This is a genomic window from Sulfurovum aggregans (assembly GCF_055385215.1).
Map to the genome: position 1 here is coordinate 192,466 of NZ_AP042387.1, position 20,738 is coordinate 213,203.

The 20,738-nt window shown below is 42.9% G+C and carries 16 protein-coding genes; 10 read left to right on the plus strand and 6 right to left on the minus strand.

All coding sequences use genetic code 11. The features are described 5' to 3' along the window. Positions 1 to 863: 863 nt before the first annotated feature. Together mqnF and sppA are read left to right on the plus strand one after the other, a co-directional pair. Entirely contained in the window at positions 864 to 2,111 is a 1,248-nt protein-coding gene (gene mqnF, locus ACZ48W_RS00915) for an aminofutalosine deaminase family hydrolase (RefSeq protein ID WP_464828893.1), read from the plus strand. Between the two features lie 8 nt (positions 2,112 to 2,119). Then, the gene (gene sppA, locus ACZ48W_RS00920; RefSeq protein ID WP_464828894.1) at positions 2,120 to 2,974 is read left to right on the plus strand and encodes a signal peptide peptidase SppA; all 855 of its coding nucleotides are present in this window, start codon (positions 2,120 to 2,122) and stop codon (positions 2,972 to 2,974) included. Positions 2,975 to 3,017: 43 nt separating this feature from the next. Here the strand turns inward: sppA and ACZ48W_RS00925 are convergent, their stop codons facing one another. From ACZ48W_RS00925 to ACZ48W_RS00950, 6 genes are all read right to left on the minus strand, one after another. Then, the gene (locus ACZ48W_RS00925; RefSeq protein WP_464828895.1) at positions 3,018 to 4,001 is read right to left on the minus strand and encodes a CAP domain-containing protein; all 984 of its coding nucleotides are present in this window, start codon (positions 3,999 to 4,001) and stop codon (positions 3,018 to 3,020) included. An 11-nt stretch (positions 4,002 to 4,012) separates the two neighbouring features. After that, entirely contained in the window at positions 4,013 to 5,266 is a 1,254-nt protein-coding gene (locus ACZ48W_RS00930) for a trans-sulfuration enzyme family protein (RefSeq protein ID WP_464828896.1), read from the minus strand. Between the two features lie 14 nt (positions 5,267 to 5,280). Beyond that, a complete protein-coding gene (locus ACZ48W_RS00935; protein ID WP_464828897.1) occupies positions 5,281 to 5,694 on the minus strand; it encodes an RrF2 family transcriptional regulator in 414 nt (137 codons plus the stop codon). Continuing rightward, complete coding sequence (locus ACZ48W_RS00940; RefSeq protein WP_464828898.1) at positions 5,675 to 6,130, minus strand: DUF4395 domain-containing protein; 456 nt, start codon at positions 6,128 to 6,130, stop codon at positions 5,675 to 5,677. Before ACZ48W_RS00940 ends, ACZ48W_RS00935 begins: the two co-directional genes overlap by 20 nt. Before the next feature lie 338 nt (positions 6,131 to 6,468). Continuing rightward, the gene (locus tag ACZ48W_RS00945; RefSeq protein WP_464828899.1) at positions 6,469 to 6,594 is read right to left on the minus strand and encodes a hypothetical protein; all 126 of its coding nucleotides are present in this window, start codon (positions 6,592 to 6,594) and stop codon (positions 6,469 to 6,471) included. A gap of 39 nt (positions 6,595 to 6,633) precedes the next feature. Beyond that, entirely contained in the window at positions 6,634 to 9,003 is a 2,370-nt protein-coding gene (locus ACZ48W_RS00950) for a heavy metal translocating P-type ATPase (RefSeq protein ID WP_464828900.1), read from the minus strand. Positions 9,004 to 9,123: 120 nt separating this feature from the next. Between ACZ48W_RS00950 and ACZ48W_RS00955 the strand changes: the two genes are divergently transcribed. From ACZ48W_RS00955 to ACZ48W_RS00990, 8 genes are all read left to right on the plus strand, one after another. Further along, on the plus strand, positions 9,124 to 9,327 hold the full coding sequence (locus tag ACZ48W_RS00955) for an SHOCT domain-containing protein (protein WP_464828902.1): 204 nt from the start codon (positions 9,124 to 9,126) through the stop codon (positions 9,325 to 9,327). Positions 9,328 to 9,339: 12 nt separating this feature from the next. Beyond that, entirely contained in the window at positions 9,340 to 11,073 is a 1,734-nt protein-coding gene (locus ACZ48W_RS00960) for a copper resistance system multicopper oxidase (protein ID WP_464828904.1), read from the plus strand. Between the two features lie 11 nt (positions 11,074 to 11,084). Beyond that, positions 11,085 to 11,768: a copper resistance protein B gene (locus tag ACZ48W_RS00965; protein ID WP_464828906.1), complete on the plus strand. Its 684-nt coding sequence runs from the start codon at positions 11,085 to 11,087 to the stop codon at positions 11,766 to 11,768. Between the two features lie 67 nt (positions 11,769 to 11,835). Next, positions 11,836 to 12,279 carry a hypothetical protein gene (locus ACZ48W_RS00970; protein ID WP_464828908.1) on the plus strand — a complete coding sequence of 148 codons (444 nt, stop codon included), beginning with the start codon at positions 11,836 to 11,838 and terminating at the stop codon, positions 12,277 to 12,279. Between the two features lie 173 nt (positions 12,280 to 12,452). Then, the gene (hrpB, locus tag ACZ48W_RS00975) at positions 12,453 to 14,960 is read left to right on the plus strand and encodes an ATP-dependent helicase HrpB (RefSeq protein ID WP_464828910.1); all 2,508 of its coding nucleotides are present in this window, start codon (positions 12,453 to 12,455) and stop codon (positions 14,958 to 14,960) included. A 284-nt stretch (positions 14,961 to 15,244) separates the two neighbouring features. Then, the gene (locus tag ACZ48W_RS00980) at positions 15,245 to 16,438 is read left to right on the plus strand and encodes a TolC family protein (protein ID WP_464828912.1); all 1,194 of its coding nucleotides are present in this window, start codon (positions 15,245 to 15,247) and stop codon (positions 16,436 to 16,438) included. After that, positions 16,438 to 17,547 carry an efflux RND transporter periplasmic adaptor subunit gene (locus ACZ48W_RS00985; protein WP_464828914.1) on the plus strand — a complete coding sequence of 370 codons (1,110 nt, stop codon included), beginning with the start codon at positions 16,438 to 16,440 and terminating at the stop codon, positions 17,545 to 17,547. The genes ACZ48W_RS00980 and ACZ48W_RS00985 overlap by 1 nt, the downstream gene beginning before the upstream one ends. A 9-nt stretch (positions 17,548 to 17,556) precedes the next feature. Beyond that, positions 17,557 to 20,691 carry an efflux RND transporter permease subunit gene (locus ACZ48W_RS00990; protein ID WP_464828916.1) on the plus strand — a complete coding sequence of 1,045 codons (3,135 nt, stop codon included), beginning with the start codon at positions 17,557 to 17,559 and terminating at the stop codon, positions 20,689 to 20,691. Positions 20,692 to 20,738: the final 47 nt, after the last annotated feature.

The window sequence follows — 20,738 nt, forward strand, 5'->3', positions numbered from 1 at the left end:
CTCATTTCCAGGCTCCAGTTTGAGTTATTAGGAAGAGGTAAAACCCAGATTATGCAATGGAATTGCTAAAGGTTCCGTAAATGCTTGTCTTTTAAGATAAAAGATAAAGAAGATAAAAAGATAACCCGAATTTAAATCAAAAAGTACAGCTTTTAAAAATGTCTTGCTTTTTGCGCTGTTTTTAAAAATTGCACTATGGATTTAAATTCGGGAAAAATAGGTACCAAAAAATAGGTACCAGGTGATAATGATAAGCTATGGTTGTATTGTGTATCTATTCATGTTTTGTGTCTTGTTTATAGTTGTTATTTTCCAGACAAGTGTTTTAACGATGAAGGGTAACCACAAGGGTTACCCCTACAGTTTGTGCTGAAATTTTATTTGCATCTGTAGGGGCAATCCTTTATATGGTTGCCCATGAACGGGGGGGGATGTTTCCTCGTTCCAAAGCTCCAGAGACTGTGAAAGAACCCATGGAAGTGGAGACTTCAGTCCCACCAAAAAGCTTTTTTTCCTAAAAAAATTTGTATTTAATGGAAAATATTGCTTTTTCTGTCAAAATAACCTAAAAACATGCATATATTTGGGTGAGGCTGAAGCCTTCACTTCCGAGGTACCTAGTTCTTTCACAGTCTCTCCAGCGTGGGGATGCTTATGTGACTGATACATCCCAAAAAAAGCGATCAACGCACCCGTAAGAGTCAGATGATACCAATAGCTACCCCTCCCTTACCTTATTCCACATCTTCTAATATAAAACACATATAAAAAATAACCTCCACTTAGATATAATACCGTTTATATGTTCCATATCAGAAAATACGGAACAAGTGAGATAATGAATACTCAAAAGGACAAACTCTATGAAAATACTCGTAGCCGACTACATCTACACTCCTAATGGCTTTGTAGAATACCAAGCTGTTGCATTTGATGAGCAGATCAAAGCAGTTGAGAGCCTGGAGAACCTGCTTCAAGCCTACCCTGAAGCCCAGATCATCAGGACAGAGCCCCATTCTGTCATCTACCCCGGATTCATTAATACCCATGTGCATTTGGAGTTCTCGGCAAACAAGACTTCACTGAAATACGGCTCATTCATGCCCTGGCTTGATTCAGTCATTGCAAACAGGGATGAACTGATGCAGGGATGCGACAACAAAATGATGATGCAGGAGTGTGATGCAATGTTACGCTCAGGAATTACCTCATTTGGAGCCATATCAAGTTTTGGTGCTGATCTTGAAGTATGTGAGCAGACACCTCAAAGAGTCATATTATTCAATGAACTCATAGGCTCCAACGCCCAATACGCCGATATGCTCTACGGAGATTTTCTGGAACGCCTTGAAGCATCAAAAAGCTGCCCGCCGCAAAGCAGGGTCACCCCGGCCATTGCCATACACTCACCCTACTCGGTACATCCCATTCTTGTACAAAAAGCTGTTGCTCTGGCAAAGAAGAACAACTTCCCGCTTTCAGCACATTTTTTGGAATCACAGGCAGAAAGAGAGTGGCTGGAGTCAGGTTCAGGAGAGTTAAAAACATTTTTTGAAAAATACTTTAACACTTCCACCCCTGTCACCAACATAGAAGAATTCATGGTTGCGTTCGATACCTACCCTACACATTTTGCCCATGCAGTACAGGCAACAGATAAAGAGTTGGAATATCTTGCTTCAAAAGGTCACTCCATTGCCCATTGTCCACGTTCCAACCGTTATCTGGGCTGCGGAAGATTGGCCATAGAAAAACTAATAGAACGGGAACTTCCATACAGTATCGCTACAGATGGACTCAGTTCAAATGATTCACTCAGTATCTTTGATGAGTTCAGAGCAGCACTCATGCTGCACCATCAGGCTCCCATACAGGAACTTGCCGATCAACTCATAAAAGCAGGCACACAGGATGCTGCCGATATATTAGGATTGAATTGTGGTAGAATTGAAGCCGGTAGACTGGCCGACCTTGTAGTGGTTACACTGCCTGATCTGCCACAGACAAAAGAAGAAATAAGCCTTTGGAGCATCATCCATACAAAAGAAGTCACCAAAGTATATATTGGAGGAAGCCAAGTCACACCTTCTTTCAGTGAAGAAAAAATATAGGAGAAAAGATGTTCAGCACTATAGGAAAAGTCATCAAATGGATAGGTCAGCATTTTCTGGGAATGCTCTTTTTACTCATCGCATTTGTAGTACTCATGCCAAAGTCACCCGCCCAGCTCAACCCTGCCAACCTGCAGGAGATAGAACTTACAGGTCCCATCATGAGTGCCGATGCAGTCATTAAAGAGATAGAAGAAGCACAAAAGAACCCTCGTATCAAAGGAGTACTGCTGAGTGTAAACTCTCCGGGCGGTGCCGTACCTCCTTCCATAGAGATAGCCTATTCCATTAAAGAACTTGGAAAACATAAACCCGTTATTGCCTATGCCAGCGGTATTATGGCAAGCGGAAGCTACTACAGTTCCATTTATGCCAAAAAGATCATTGCCAATCCCGGTTCCATTGTAGGGTCTATCGGAGTCATCATGGAAAGTGCCAATATCAAAGAACTGATGGACAAGATCGGTATTAAAACACAAATCGTCAAACAGGGTACATTCAAAGAAGCCGGTACACCGACCAGAGAGTGGACACCTCAGGAACGCGCAGAGCTTGAAAGACTTACCAAAGATACCTACGATCTTTTTATCCATGATGTAGCTGAGGCAAGAGGATTGGATGTAAATGATTCAAAGAACTATGCGGATGCACATATTTTCTCTTCAAAAAGAGCCAAAGAGGCAGGACTTATAGACGAAATAGGTGTCAAAAGCCAAGCCAAATCACAACTGGCTAAACTGGCAAAAGTCAAAAAACCGGTATGGAAAGAGAAAGACAAACTTGAAGCATTCATGGAGAGACTGGAAAATCAAAGCATTTTAAAACTCCAGAGTTACTTTTATGGATTGAAATCATCACTTTAAGATCTCATTTTCTCAGAAAAAGGATCTCTGAGGAGTTATTGTTTTATTCTCTATACAATAACTTCTCAGCTTTTCTTGTTGTGAACTTCCAGCTTTTCCTGATCTTCTTCCCATCTGCCACTGCTTCAAATTCAACCCGGTATGTCATTTCGTACGCTAATCTTTTCAACGGCATCAATGCGAACTGCAGTTTGGTAAAACGGTGGTTTATATCATTTTTGTATGTAAGTATCCTGGATTTTTTGATCTCTTTTCCTTCTGCATCAAAAAGACGGAACTTTTCAATCTTTACATGTTGATAAAAAGCAGGATTGAACTGTACCGATACAGGATAACCGCCTACTTTTGAACCGGGAAGAGGATGAGGATGTTCGGTATAGAATACAGGAAGTACATCTTTAGCATCTGCATAGGGAAAGCATACTATTTGACTGTTCTTTTCCCTGATCTCATTTTTCTTTTCCTGAAACACAGATTGGGGTACGATGCGGGTATGGTCTTTACAAAGATTTTCTATATAAAAAAAACCATTTTGCGGGAGAAAGTTCCTTCTGCATAATTTTGTTACAGATGTTGATCCCAGATCATAGACAAAAGAGGAGGAGATTTTTCGATTTTTTTTACCAAAAGCTCTCCCTATACCAATTTCATCTTTATCAAAATCCAGAAAAACAAAACGGTGATAAATCGCTGCAAAAAGTGCATCTATGGATTGATATGATGTTTTTGTATTTACAGAGATATTTTCCATCACTGCTTTGGAAGCATACCCTGCCCTCAGTACTCTGTCTGAAGGTGTCCTACCCGTATACCCTTTTCTTCCCTTCTTCTCATAATGTCCGTTTTTCTGCTGTCGCACAAGATAACCGGCATGGGATCTTGCCGCTTTATCCAGCTTTTTATTTGATTTTAGGCGGATGAGTCCGGCATTCTGCCGGATACTGTTCAGATACTTCAGCGCATTCTGTTCTTCAGTTGCACCGAGCACAGCAAAGGCGAGCAGAAGAACAACGATCGGTCGAAGCAATGGATCTTAACCTAAAGAAGCGCACTTGCCTGTAAAAAATCATCTGCAATAGTTTGCGGATCTTCCAGGCCTATAGAAACACGGATAAGTCCTTTATTCACACCCAGGAACTTACACGTTTCATCATCAAAATCACGGTAGATCGTACTGTCCATATGCAGAGCAAGCGTTCTGTTGTCACCGATATTGGCTGTTTGTGTGACCAGTTTAAGATTATTCAACAAAGTAAAAGCTCTCTCTTTGTCTCCGCAGTTCAAAGTCAGAAGCGGGCCGCACCCCTGATCAAAATCAAGTTGATATCTTGCATAGTCCTCACTTTTAGGCAAAGAAGGATGATTGACCTCCACTCCGTCGGGCAATTTTTCATCCAGAATTCGTGCGATTTCAGCTACAGATCTGTTCACACGTTCTACACGCAAAGCAAGTGTTTCCAGTCCCAAAAGTGTTAAAAATGAACCAAAAGCATTGGCTGTCATACCCATATCTCTGATAGCCCGTTTTTTACAGATAGGAACAAACGCTTTAGCTCCCATCTTTTTTACTATTTTATGTACATCTGCATATTTGGCATTAAGAAGTTTATCATTCTCCTCTTTCACTGATCTAAAGACAGCGATACCACCCAGTGCTGCAGAATTCCCACTTATATTCTTGGTTGATGAATATATGACAATATCGGCACCAAGCATTAATGGTTGTACAATAAGCGGTGTTGCAGTATTGTCTACCATCAACAGTGTTTCATAGCTATTACATAAATCGATTATTCTTTGCATATCAGGAAGTCTGAGACTCGGATTTCCCACACTCTCCATAATGACCATCTTAATACCACGCTTCAATGTTGACTCAATATGTGTGAAATCATCTACATCACAAAAAGTGTTCAGGACACCAAAACGTCTCATCGTTTCATTTACCAGTGTATAGGTACCGCCAAAGAATCCACCGATACAAAGTACTTCATCTCCTGCTTTTAGAAAGGCTGTCATCACCATCGATAAAGCACCCATCCCTGAAGATGTAGCGATAGCACCTGATCCTCCTTCCATTTTGGCAACGACTGATTCCAATTTGGCATTGGTAGGATTTCCCACTCTTGCATAAAGAGGACTGTTAACCTCACCAGCGAAAATACCCTCTGCCGTCTCCGCATCTTCATATCCGAAAGCAGCTGAGGGAACGATCGTTGGTGCAACAGGCCCCACCTTGGAACCTATATTTTGTACCAGCAGTGTATTGAAATAATTGAAATCTTTTATCATTCTTTATTTATGTCCTATATCGAATAATTCAATATCTGATCAGCTTTTTGCTGATAGTTCTTAAGTTCCGAAAGAGGGATATCAAAGACATTTGAAACCCCCTCTTTTATATCTTCCCAAAAAAGTTTGAGTGTAGGGTTGTTTGTTTTACATACATCGGAAAGGGCATCTGTTTCCAATATCATTACAATATCTTTCAGTGTGATATCTTTTAGCTTTTTAGCAAGCTTATACCCGCCACGGGCACCTTTCACACTGGTCAGGATACTCTGTTTTCTAAGTTCCAAAAGTATCTGTTCTAAAAAGTTTTGGGGAACAGAGGCACGTGCAGCGATCTCTTTGATCTTCAGTACTTCATCACCTTGGATGGAATCAAGTTCATGGAGTGCAGCAATAGCATAGATGGTTTTAGTAGAGATTCCTGTCATTTTTAAAGGCCTTAAGTAATTGAATAGCGTAGTATATCTTACATCCTATACAAAAATCAAATAATGCTTCAAGCAATGCACAGATAAGTAAGATAACCGCTATAAATGTAGCGATCTCAAAAGCTCCGCTAATATAGAATAGACTCAAAAAAAATGAAGTGATCAATCCAAAGAACAATGCAAAACGTTTAGGAGATTCATCAGACATTTTTGGTTCTGCACCCCATCCGTTCAACATCATTTTACCTACAGTATGAAAAGGACTCAGTCCCGGCATACGTAATGTACGTACAGAAAAATCAAATAGAAGTATCAAAGTAAAGAATTTCTCTTGTGTAAAAAGCAGTGCCAGTGTAAAAAGTACAACCTGGAAAGAGATGATCCTCATCATATTGGTGTCAACTCTTCTGGTAGAGATGGGGCATGATGGTGACATATTCTTTCCTTTATACAATGGTTTTATTAGCACCTCTAAATACCCTAGAGCCTCACTACATTCTTGTTTCCCCGGGTTTTTAACAAAATAAAGGGGGAGAGAACAATTTCCCCGGAAAACTAAAAATGCCCTTGTCCATTGTGTGTGTCTAGGGTTTTTAGAAGTGCCTTTTAATTATTATGAACGTAGTTTAACCAAAAATATTTTTAATGTCAAGTAAATCTATAGGTTTTATTGTATTTATTGAAAAATAGAATAAAATAAATAAATCTTATACACAATACGTGCACACTATCCCACTATACTTCACTTATACATTTTCCGGTGTACTATGGGTTTTATCTTTCTGCTATGCATAGTGCCTCAGCAGAGTCAAATGCTCTGTCTGTAATATAGAATTGCTGTAGATAATCTGTAACGATATCTCCTAAAACAGGGTCATCTTCCATCAGTAGTATTTTCATTTTTTCTTCCTTGCTTTTTTCTTCCTTGTTTGTATTTTACTATAATTCTAAGTTTCTTAGACGCAATGAGTTCGCTATGACAGAAACAGAAGAAAAGCTCATTGCTGCTGCTGCAATTACCGGGGATAGGAGTATGCCAAAAAATGGATACAAGACACCTGCTGCGACAGGTACTCCTATAGAGTTATAGATAAATGCAAAAAAGAGGTTTTGTCGTATGTTACTCATCGTACTTTTACTAAGTTTGATAGCTCTGACAATACCGGTAAGATCACCTTTGACCAGAGTGACTCCTGCACTCTCCATCGCTACATCCGTACCTGTACCCATAGCAATACCCACATGTGCTTTTGCAAGTGCCGGTGCATCATTGACACCGTCTCCTGCCATAGCTACTGTTTTTCCTTCTTCCTGAAGAGCCGTCACTATTTTAGACTTCTCTTCAGGAGAAACTTCTGCCTCTATCCTGTCAATATTGAGTTTACGGGCCACTGCTTCGGCTGTGGTTTTGTTGTCTCCTGTCAGCATCACTACTTTGATACCCTGTGCATGAAGCTGTTCTATGGCTTTGGGTGTCGTCTCTTTGATAGGGTCCATCACACCTACAACACCTGCTGCTTTTCCATCCAGTGCGATAAGCATGACTGTTTGACCCTCTTTACGGTATTGTTCGGACAAAGCTGCTAAATGATCTGCTTTTATTCCCAGGTTTTCCAATAATTTGATGTTTCCTATAGCCACTTTCACACCATCAACACTCCCTGTAACACCTTGGCCTGTAACAGAATGGAACTCTTCCGTTCTGCTTAATTTCAATCCTCTCTCTTTTGCCCCTTCAACAATAGCTTCAGCCAAAGGATGTTCACTGGACTGTTCAAGTGTTGCTACCACAGAAAGAAGAACATTTGCATCTACACCCTCCTCTACTTCCACCATTACCAACTTTGGACTTCCTTCAGTAAGTGTTCCTGTTTTATCTACCACTAAAGTATCTACTTTTTCCAGGATCTCCAGTGCTTCTGCATTTTTAATAAGTACTCCTGCTGAGGCTCCTTTACCCGTGCCTACCATAATGGAGACAGGTGTAGCGAGACCCAAAGCACAGGGACAGGCAATAATAAGCACTGCCACAGCACTTACTACAGCATACGCCAGACGGGGCTCTGGTCCCCACACATACCATCCTGTAAATGCCAATACGGAAACAAGTACCACAGCAGGCACGAAATAACCTGAAACCACATCTGCAAGTTTTTGTATAGGTGCACGTGAACGCTGGGCATGGGCTACCATTTCTACGATCTGTGAGAGTAAAGTATCTGCACCTACTTTTTCAGCTTTTATAAGCAGTGAACCTGTAGTATTCACTGTAGCTCCTATGACTTTATCCCCTCTCTTTTTAGGAACGGCAATAGATTCACCAGTGACCATGGATTCATCAATATTACTCTCACCCTCTGTCACTATACCGTCCACAGGGATCTTGTCTCCAGGGCGTATGCGCAGCACATCGCCTACCTGTACATGTTCCAAAGGAATATCCTCTTCCCTGCCGTCTTCTCTGACGATACGGGCTGTGTTCGGAGCAAGTCCCAAAAGTGTCTGTATGGCTGTATTGGTCTGTGATCTTGCCCGAAGTTCCAGTACCTGTCCTAAAAGTACCAGTGCAACAATGACTGCTGCCGCTTCAAAATAGACATGCACCAGACCACCGTCAAGCTGCATCTTTGGAGGGAAGATATGGGGGAATAGGAGTGCCACCATACTGTACAGCCATGCTGCACCGACTCCGAGAGAAATAAGTGTGAACATATTGAGATTCCAGGTACGTATAGAATTTATACCGCGTACAAAAAACGGCCAACCGCCCCAAAGTACGACCGGTGTAGCCAAAACAAATTCTATCCACTGCACTGCACGCATAGAGAGCCAGGAAGGAAGCCATTCGGGGGAAAGGTCTGCCACCATTGCCAAAATGAACACAGGCAGGGCAAGCAGTGTACTGACTTTAAAACGACGTGTCATATCATCCAACTCTTCAGTATCATCATTTCCGGCCTGTGCCACCATAGGCTCCAGCGCCATTCCACATATTGGACAGTTCCCCGGTCCTTTTTGCTGTATCTCAGGATGCATAGGACAAGTATATAAAGTCTCTGTATCTGTACTCTCTTTTTTACTTTCTTCATGTGTATGTACATGCTGTTGCGTTTCAAACAACGGTACACAAGTCGAACAATCTGCAGAGATATCATTATGACTGTATATGTACTTTTGGGGATCATCACTGAATTTATGCTGACACTCCTCAGAACAGAAATAATAGGTTTTTGCTGCATAGGTTACACGGTATTCTGAGTCTGTTGAAATATCCATACCGCAAACGATATCTTTTAGTGTAGTACTCATGATGACTCCTTTATACTTCAATATTAATATACAAGTGTGCATATAACGTGCAAATCATCTACACACTCCATGCACACTTTAGATGTAAACTATACAAAACATATAATAAAAGGATCTCAAATGAATTATTTTAATCACGGCTGGGGTATGGGATTTGGATGGTTGATACCACTCTTGATCATAGGTATTGTTCTTTACCTTCTCCAAGGGAGAAAGAAAGAAAGATCATCTGCACAGGATATTCTGGACAAACGGTATGCAAACGGCGGGATCGATAAAGAAGAATATGATGAGAAATCCAAACATCTCAAAGAACAGGCATAAAAGGAATTTACCATGCAAAGAAGAACATTTGTAAAAGGGATGGCGGCAGTTTCACTTATGAGTCTGACTGCTACCGATCTCTCAGCAAGATCTACACGAAAACACATCGATAACCGCAATACACTGAGCGGTACGGAATTTTTTCTTGATATCGACTATGCTCCCGTGAACATTACCGGTAAGCGTGCTGTTGCAACAACGATCAACGGGCAGATCCCGGGACCTACACTTGTATGGCAGGAGGGAGAGACCGTAACCATCCATGTTACCAACCATTTGAAAAAAAGTTCTTCAATCCACTGGCACGGGATCATCCTTCCCTATCAGATGGATGGCGTTCCGGATATCAGCTATGATGGTATTGCTCCGGGAGAGACGTTTACCTACCGGTTCAAAGTCAAACAGCATGGAACATTCTGGTACCACAGTCATTCAGGATATCAGGAACAGACAGGCATGTACGGTGCCATTGTCATCAAACCAAAAAGAAAAGAGCCTTTCCGTTACGACAGTGATTATGTTGTATCACTCTCAGACTGGAGTGATGAAAGACCGGCCACCATCTACAAAAAGCTCAAACAGATGAGTGACTACTATAACTTCTCCCAGAGAACCATAGGAGACTTCCTTGATGAAGTGAAGAACAAAGGTCTCTCCAAAGCATTCAGTGATAGAAGTATGTGGAACCGGATGCGTATGAGTGACAGAGACATTTCAGATATTACCGGATACACCTATACCTTCCTGATGAACGGACAGAACCCTGCAACACAGTTCAAAGCCCTGTTCAAGAAAGGCGAAAGAGTACGTCTTCGTTTCATCAATTCTGCAGCAATGACCTTTTTTGATGTACGCATACCGGGATTGAAGATGACTGTCGTAGCAGCAGACGGTAACCATATCGAACCTGTCAGCATAGATGAATTTCGCATCGGTGTGGCAGAGACTTATGATGTCATCGTACAACCTGGAAGCAACAAAGCTTATGCCATCTTTGCACAAAGCATCGACCGTTCAGGCTATGCACTGGGTTCACTGACACCAAAAGCATCACTGTTAGCCAAAGCACCACGTATGGACCCAGTACCTAAACTTACTATGGTGGACATGGGTATGGATATGAAGAAAATGGATCACAGCGGAGGGATGAAGTGCTCTTCAGGCATGAAAATGCCAAATAAAAAAGCAATGAAGAAATACAAGTTCACTGCCATGGAAGCACAAAAATACCCCATTACCAAACTGCCTATGGCACGCGGTGTTCAGACCACCATGATGGCAATGTCCCCCAAATACAGACTGGATGATCCCGGAGTAGGACTGCGTAAGAACGGCAGAAAAGTACTGACTTACGCAGACCTGAAGAACAGATACTCTACCAGGAGGCATAGAAAGCCAGACAGAGAGATCGTCCTGCACCTTACAGGTAATATGGAACGCTATATGTGGTCGATCAACGGTATCAAATATGCCGATGCGAAACCCTTACAGTTCCATTACGGGGAACGTCTGCGTATCACGTTCATTAATGACACGATGATGAACCACCCTATGCATCTGCACGGTATGTGGAGTGACCTGGAAACAGGCGATGACAACCATCTGGTACGCAAACATACCATCATCGTACAACCAGGTTCCAAAATAAGTTACAGAGTGACCGTAGATGCCAAAGGTGCATGGGCATACCACTGCCACCTGCTTTACCACATGGGTGGTATGTTCAGAAAAGTCGTAGTGACATAAAGGAGATTATGATGAGAAAGATATTATTAAGTTTGATCACAGTTATAGGGTTACATCAGGCAGCACAGGCAGGCGGGAGTGATGACCCGCTTCTTACAATGCTCATTATGGACAAGTTCGAAGTGTTGGACAACGATGAGAACACCAGAGCATGGGAAGGCAGTTTCCGGATAGGCTATGACATTAACAAACTCTATCTCTACAGTACGGGTGAAACAACTGCCGATGGCTTGGAAACAAGCCAGAACGAACTGGTCTACTCCAGAGCCATCGCACCCTTCTGGGATGCTCAGATCGGTCTGGCTTACGACAAAAATGACGATGCTTCCAGAACATGGGGTGAGGTCGCTATTTCCGGACTGGCTCCATACTACTTTGAAACAAGAGCTGCACTTCTTGTCAATGGTGAAGGCAATGTCGGTCTGCGTCTGGATGCTGAGTATGAAGCGCTGATCACCCAAAAGCTCATCCTCACCCCATCACTCGAAGCAGACTTCTACACCAAAGATGATCCAAAAATGGCTTTGGGATCAGGGCTCTCATCCATAGAAGCAGGCTTGCGTTTACGCTACGAGTTTGTACGTGAATTTGCTCCTTATGTCGGTGTAACATGGGAAAGAACATTCGGAAATACCCATGACTACAACCCGGTCAATGATACCAGTCTGGTCGTGGGTGTGAGGTTCTGGTTCTAAAGGTATTTAAACCATATCCCATTGACTGTAAAGGTTCCTGGGACCATCATTCAAGAAAGGATCACTGATGTTATATAGAAAAATATTTATTTTTTTGTTTTTGATTTTAAGCACGAACGTGGCAATGGCCGCCCACTCCGAACGCCATCAAACAGTTGACGGGATGAGTATTTATTTTGGAGCTCTACCTGCACAGATCATACAGGACCATGAAGATATGCATGGCGGAAATGACAACATTGGAAAGTATACATATCATATACTTATTGCAATTTTTGACAGTAAAACAGGAAAACGTATTTTATATGCCAAGGTTAAAGCAACGGCAATACCTTTAGGTATGAAAGGCGAGACCAAAAAACTTGAGCCTATGCATGCCAACCTGAAAAGTTACGGAAACTATTTTACATTGCATGATACAACCCCGTATACGATAAGAGTTGAAATACAACGCCCGGACAGTGGAAAAAAATCCATTGCCGAATTTACGTTTACGAGACCACGGGATTAAAGTACGTTCATTATCGTATTATCATAAATCCAAAACGGGAGGCCAACATGAACAGCGAAACAAAAAGTATGCATTCTGGTCTCCTCGTTCTTCTCGTTCTCACGTTGTATGTGGGAACGAGAAGAGAGACGTAACGAGAGAAGATCCTAACAATATTTAAGTATAATCCCATTATGCAAACCCTACCCATCACCCAAATCATCCCCGAAGTCAAAGAGAAACTGCAGAGCCATACCCGTCTCGTACTCCAGGCACCTCCGGGAGCAGGAAAAACCACGGCTTTACCTCTGGCACTCTTAGATGAGCCTTGGTTGGAGGGCAGGAAGATACTCATGCTTGAGCCCAGACGTTTGGCTGTGCGTGCTTCGGCTGCCCGGATGGCTGAGATGTTGGGCAAAAAAGATGGAAAAGATGAGAAAGTGGGAGAACACATAGGGTACCAGATAAAGATGGAATCTGTGCAGAGTAAGCAGACCCAGATACTCATCGTCACTGAGGGCATCTTGACGCGTAAGCTTCAGCATGATCCAAGCCTGGAAGATGTGGCTCTCATCATCTTCGATGAGTTTCATGAACGCTCTTTACATGCGGACTTGTCTTTAGCCTTGGCATTGGAGTCTCAGGCTGTATTGCGTGAGGATTTGAAGATACTCATCATGTCTGCTACGCTGAACACTTCTGCCATCTCTACGCTCTTAAATGATGCACCCGTCGTCCAAAGTGAGGGGCGTGCTTTTCCTGTGGAGCGTCACTACCTCCCTGCCCATACCCCGGCACCAAGCAAAAAAGAGTTACCCACTTTTGTGCATAGACTCCTGCACAAGCTTCTGGCAGAAGAAGAGGGAAACATACTTGTCTTTCTCTCAGGTATAAGAGAGATAAAGGCTGTGGAGAAGTTTTTGAACAGTAGCAAACCAAAAGACGTCTACATCTCTACCCTCTACGGAAACCTAAGCAAAGAAGCCCAGGACAGAGCCATCAAAGCACCGCCCGAAGGCTCGCGAAAAGTGGTACTGAGTACAAACATCGCACAAACCTCTCTCACCATAGAAGGCATTAAGATAGTCGTGGACTCCGGGCTTCAAAATGTCTCTGTCTTTAACCCCTTTTCAGGCATGAACAAGCTAGAAAACCAGTTCATCTCCCAAGACTCTGCCACACAAAGGGCAGGACGTGCAGGACGTTTGAGCGCAGGGAAAGCCTACCACCTCTGGCACAAAAGCAAGATACTTTTAACACACGATACCCCGGAGATCCTCCTGGCAGACCTTAGCCCTATGCTGCTGGACCTTGCCCTGTGGGGTAACGACGACATAGAGAGCCTCTCATGGATGGACACCCCACCCAGCTCTGCTGTCAAACATGCCAAAGAACTCCTGGCACAACTCGGAGCTGTAGATGAGAGGGGTATCATCACCGCACATGGCAAGCAGATGAGCCGTTTTGGTCTGCACCCCCGTTTGGCACATATGATGCTTAAAGCCAAAGCACTGGGGCTTAGCTACGAAGCTTCCCTGCTGGCGGTACTGCTCTCAGAAAAAGAGATCTACCGTAACGCTTTTGGTTATGCAGACCTGCGTGAACGCGTTATGATCTTGCATGATGTCGCACAAAATGTAAAGGTAGACAGCAGCCTCATAAACCTCAAACAGTGCCAGTACATCCTACGCCTTGCCAAGCGCATAGAACCTGTACAGAGTGCGGAGATAAACAGAGAAATGCTAGGCGTACTCCTGGCCTTTGCCTACCCTGACCGCATCGCCAGACAACGGGACGAAAAGGCAGGCTCCTACCTGCTCTCCAATGCCAAAGGTGCGGTACTCCACAGAGCAGATGAGCTTTTTCACTCACGCTTTTTGGTCATTGCTGACCTTGATGCACGAAGCAAAGAAGCCAGCATCTACAAAGCCATAGAACTCACCCAGGCACAGATAGAAGAGCACCTCCAAGAGAAGATAGCCGTGAAAGAGCAAGTCCTTTGGAACGACACACAGCAAAGGGTAGAAGTCAAAAAAGTACATAAGCTGGGTGCCATTCTTCTCAGAGAAACACAGATCACCAACACTGAAAACCCTGAAGTGTCAGAGGTGTTACTGGATGAGTTGGAAGCGTTGGATTTAGAGGCATTGGCATGGAATAAAGAGGCCAAACAGCTTAGAGACAGGGTAACTTTTCTGAACCATCACGGCATGGATCTCCCTGACTTTTCAGAGGAGTATTTGGAAGCAAATATGGACGAGTGGTTAGCCCCCTACCTTACCAATGTCACCTCACTCAAAGCCTGCCAAAACCTAAACTTCACGCACATTCTTTTGGGCTTGCTAAGCTTCGAGCAAACCCAAGTACTGGACACCCTGGCACCCACCAAGCTCAAAGTAGCCAGCGGTTCGCACATACCCATAGACTACGCCAACCCGGCGCAACCCGTCCTGGCGGTACGCCTGCAAGAGATGTTCGGTACCAGGAAGACACCCGCGGTACTGGGAGGAAAAGTAAAACTCATGATCCACCTACTCTCCCCGGCCTCACGTCCCATGCAAGTCACCCAAGACCTGGAGAGCTTTTGGGCGAACACTTATGATGAAGTGAAAAAAGAGTTACGAGGAAAGTACAAAAAGCATTATTGGCCGGATGATCCTTTGGAAGCACAGGCTACTTCCAGGACGAAGAAGTTTATGTAAAAATGTTTGATATACTCTTAATGCTGAAATATCATAATAGGAGGACACTTTGTTCCTCTAATAAATAGTTGCACGTTCCCGTGGAGCAGAAAGGTGCAACAGGCGCGCTGATCACTGAACGTGACCTTCTGCCATCTGCCGGTCTCCGCTACGACCAACAAATGATAGGATTTCCCTCGTCCCCAAGCTTGTATAGCCAAGAGACATCATTTACACATTATATGCACACTTCTTACACACAATTAAGATAGAATAAAAGTAATTTACATAGTTTAGGACAAAATATGCGTATCTTTCTCTCTATTTTATTTACATTGGGACTGCTTCAGGCACAGAGTATCGATCAGCTTGTCGGACAGTCACTTAAGAAACACCTTTCACTCAAAACCATACAACATCGGCTCTCTGCCATGGATGAGCGTATAGCAAAAAGTCAAAAGTGGGCAAACCCTGACCTTTCACTGACGATCAATGACATACAATTCCGTAAACCTTTTGACCGTTCTTTGGAACGGATGCAATATCATGCCATAAACTTCAAACAGAAGTTTCCCTGGTTTGGAAAACTTGCTGCAAGAAAAACCTATGCCCTGGAACAAAAACATGTTGTTCTGGATTCCTACCAGGCAGCAAGGGTACAGCTGGCTCTACAAATCAGAATTACAGCCTACACGATTAAAGAGCTTGAAGCCCGTATCACTATTTTACGTAAATATATACAACTGGCAAAACAGAACATCAAACTCTATACAGATACTATTTCCACGAACGGTATGAGCCATGCAGACAGTATTAGTGCAGAGCTTTCACTCTCTAAAATAGAGATACGTCAGGAGCATTACAGATCACTGCTTAGATCTCAAAAAGAAAAACTCTCTTATTTGGTACAACAAAGAGTTACAACCATCAAGGACAAACTGCGTATGCAAAAACCGGGTTCCCTCCAAAGATATCTTGCCAAACGCTCAAATAATCCTACCTATCGTATGAAACTTTCACAGAATAGAGCTGCAGGTGCAAACAAAACACTTGTTGATATGGAAATACACCCTGACCCTTATGTCAAAGTCGGATATTTCAATCGTCCTGATTTTCCTGACTATGCCTCTGTGACAGTAGGTCTCTCTCTGCCACTCTACGGTACGGAAAAACTCAACTCGGAAATAGCCAGAAAAGAAGCACTTTCAAGTATGAGTGATTCCCTGGATTACAAAGCATTTTTAGAGAGTGAAATACGTACGAACTATGCGAAACTGAAAGAGGCGTACCATATTTACAACATTATACAGAACAAAAGCCTTCCACAGTTGGGACATATGCTTGAACTAAGCTCTTCTGCCATTGAAGAGGGTGCAGATCTTTTTACCTATACCAACATACTTGAACAGAAACTGGCACTGGAAGAGGAGAGCATCGCTGTCAAAGCGGAGTTTTTACGTACAAAAGCCAAACTTAAAGCACTTACAGGAGAAATATAATGTACAGATACACCATCATTTTATTGTTCATCTTTATCACAACTGCCCAGGCAGAAATGAAATGTGAAGCAGGGAAATGCAGTACGGGGAAAGAGACAACTACAAAAGAGGTCGTAAAAAAAGAACCTGCCAAAAGTACTATCGAAAAACCCAAAAGAGAACATACACCCACCATAGAACAGCTTTTCAATGTCAGAACGGTAAAAGTAACCACTCAAAAGAGTGCACACAAGCAGACAAACTACGGATACATCGTAGCGGAGGACTCTCTTAAAACAGATGTAGTTGCATGGTATTCCGGATTTGTCGAAAGTCTCTATGCCGATACACTGTACAAAAAAGTCACGAAAGGGGAAATATTGGCAAAAGTCTACTCTCCTGAAGTCTATAAAGCAAAACAGGATTATTTGAATTCGATAAGATTTCATGCCAAACGTTCCTCTCCTGCTATGGTAAAAAGTGCAAGGATCAAACTTGAACTTCTTAATGTAAGTTCCCAGGAGATCGACCGTATCAACCGAACGCAAAAAGTTGAAAAATACACCACCATCATCTCCCCTGTCTCTGGCTGGATATTTGAAAAGAATATCAATCAGGGTTCCTCTTTCAGCAGTAAGAAAAAACTTTTCCAGATCGTTAGTTTGAAGAAAGTCTGGATGGAGGTAAAACTTTATCAAAATGAGTTGGAAAAACTAAACACTCTTAAGGATTTCACAGTAAAAGTAAAAGGTATAAACCACACATTTAAAGCCGCCAGATCTCTACTCTACCCTATGCTCGATCCAAAAGAGGCAACAGCTACATTACGTTTAGAGTTAGATAACCATGAAGGGCTCTTGAAACCGGGAATGTATGCAAAAGTATATGCTTCAGCCGGTACAGCTTCCCATCTTGTCATCCCTCGTACTGCTGCCATGCGTAAAAATGGTACCTGGTATGCCTTTCTTGCTACAGAGTTTAAAGGCGAGTATGAACCGATACAGATCGAAGTCAAACCACTTGACAATACCTATTTTGAACTCTTATCAGGTCTAAATGAAGGTGATACTATCGTAAATAATGCACTCTTCATGATGGACTCAGATGCCCAGATCAACAGTATATATTAGGAAATTGGTATGATTGAAAAATTAATATCCTTTAGTGTTAAGAACCGTTTTTTAGTCCTCATGGCTACCCTCTTCATCATTCTGGGATCTATCTGGTCTATGAGGAATACTCCTTTGGATGCCCTGCCTGACCTCTCACCTCCTCAGGTCATCGTACAGGTGACATGGAAGGGGCAAAGTCCGGAGATCATTGAAGATCAGGGGACTTATCCTCTGGTTTCACAATTTCTGGCTATCTCGAACATTGAGACTGTACGCGGTTTTTCTACCTATGAAAATGCTCTGATCTACATCATCTTTAAAGAAGATACTGATCTTTACTGGGCACGTTCCCGTGTACTTGAACAACTGGCATCTATTCAAAGTCAACTTCCTGATAACATGGAGGTTGCTCTTGGTCCGGATGCTTCCGGTGTAGGCTGGGCATTTGAATATGCATTGACATCCAAGACCAAAACACTGGATGAACTGCGTACTCTGCAGGACTACTACTACAAATATGCACTGATGGGTGTAGATGGAGTAAGTGAAGTGGCAAGCATTGGCGGGTTCGTACCTACATACCAGATCACTGTAAACAACGATGCACTGGTACAATACAACCTTTCTATCAAAGATATCTCTAAAACACTTAAGGACAATAACAATGACACAGGCGGTCGTATTGTTATTCAAAATGGGTACGAGTGGATGGTGCAGGCAAAAGGATACATCAAGGACCTGGATGAGATACGTGATCTTGTCATCACTACTAAAGACGGTGTACCTCTTACGCTTTCCCAAGTAGGCCGTGTAGAGATGGTACCCGCTGCAAGAAGAGGTATGGCAGACCTCAATGGTGAAGGAGAAGTCGTCGGTGGTATCGTCATGGTACGTTATGGTGAAGATGTCTATGGTGCACTTGAACGTATCAATGCAAAAATGAAAGAACTCAAAGTAGAAGGAGTGGATGTCATTACCACCTATGACCGTTCAAGCCTAATTGACAAAGCTATTGATACACTCAAGACCACATTGGTAGAAGAGAGTATCATCGTTGTCATCATCATCGGGCTTTTTTTACTCCACTTACGCTCTTCGCTCATTGTACTTATCGTTCTGCCTCTTACGATAGGTTTGACTTTTTTACTAATGAAACTCTTTGGTATAGGCTCCAACATTATGAGTCTGGGAGGGATAGCCATTGCCATAGGTGCCATGGTAGATGCCTCCATCGTCATGATAGAAAATGCACATAAAGCCATCCATAAACTGGAGCACAAACAGGGTAGAACGCTTACAAACCAGGAACGTATCGCCAGCATCGTCAAAGCTTCACAGGTAGTAGGCCGCCCTATCTTTTTTGCTCTGGCTTTGGTGGTTGTCTCTTTTCTACCTATCTTTGCACTTTCAGGACAGGAAGGGCTTCTCTTTACACCTCTGGCATTCACTAAAACCTTTGCGATGACAGCAGGGGCACTTCTGGCTGTGACACTTGTACCTGTATTGATGATCTATTTTGTAAAAGGAAAGATCATCCCCGAATCGAAAAATCCACTGAATCGTTTCTTTATCTGGCTCTATCACCCTATTTTGGTGTATGGATTAAAACTCAAATATCTGGTCATTGCACTTGCAATCGGCGTACTTGTTTTTATGGTACCGCTTTACCAAAAGCTCAACTGGGAATTCATGCCTATGCTCAATGAACAGAGTGTGATGTATATGCCTGTCACCCCGTATGGTATCTCTGTGGACCAAAGTAAAGCACTGACTCAGAAAACCGATAAGATCATTAAAAGTTTTCCCGAAGTAGCTACCGTCTTTGGTAAAGGAGGCCGTGCAAACACTGCGACTGACCCTGCTCCACTGGGGATGCTGGAGACCATCATCACTTTTAAGCCAAAAAGTGAGTGGAGAGAAGGTATGACGCATGAAAAACTTATGGCAGAGATGGAAAAAGCTTTGCAGGTACCGGGTCTTGTAAATTCATGGACCTACCCTATACGTGGGCGTATCGATATGTTGCTCTCCGGTATCCGTACCCCTATAGGGATCAAACTCTATGGAAAAGATGCTAAGGGTCTGCAGGAAGTAGCACAAAAGATAGAAAGCAGACTTCGTGACCTTAAAAGTACACAATCCGTCTTCTCAGATCAGGCAAGTGCAGGATTTTTCATAGATATAGATATTGACACCGAAGCCCTCAAACGTTACGGTATCAGCAAGAACCTCATACAGGAGTACACTTCTACTGCTATAGGTGGTAAGAAGATCACTACCATGTACAAAGGTTTGGAGCGCTACCCTATCGCCCTTCGTTTTGAAGAGGAGGAGCGGCGTAACCTTGATGATATCCGTAATATAAAGGTCAAGACCCCTCTTGGTTTTGTTCCCCTTTCTACTTTTGCAAAGGTGGAGTACCGTGAAAGTGCCTCTGTCATAAAGAGTGAAATGGCTACCCCGGTAACCTTTGTCTATATTACACCGCAACCAAGTATAAGTGCCACAAAATACAAGGAAGAAGCTATACAGGCACTTAAAGATATTCAGCTTCCTGCCGGATATTACATCGAGTGGGCAGGACAGACAGAATATTTGGAATCTGCCATGAAAAAGATAAAATGGATCATCCCGACTGTACTGTTGGTTATCTTGGTACTCATCTATTTTGCATTAGGAAAGATGATACCTACACTCATCGTTTTCTTTACGCTGCCGTTTGCCCTGTTGGGTGGACTTATCTACATAGATATACTGCAGTTCAACATGAGTATAGCAGTGATAGTGGGCTTTTTGGCCTTGCTGGGTGTTGCCGCAGAAACAGCCATAGTCATGATCGTATACTTGCAGGAGAGTGTAGAAGAGATGCGTGAGAAAATGGGAGAGAAGTTTGATAAAACAGATCTTTCTGATGCTATTTATGAAGGTGCTGTACAAAGAGTACGACCAAAACTCATGACAGTCTTTGCCATTTTGGCAGGGCTTCTTCCTATTATGTACACAACAGGTGTAGGATCTGAAGTCATGCAGCGTATTGCAGCACCAATGATAGGCGGTGTTGTGAGTTCTGCTGTACTGAGTCTTTTACTCATCCCGATCTTTTATGAGATCTATGAGAAAAAACAGTTGAAGAAAAAAAGATACAGCATATCTCATACATAAAAAAACTGTAGGTCGGGGTACCCTTACCCCGACAATGATATGCATAT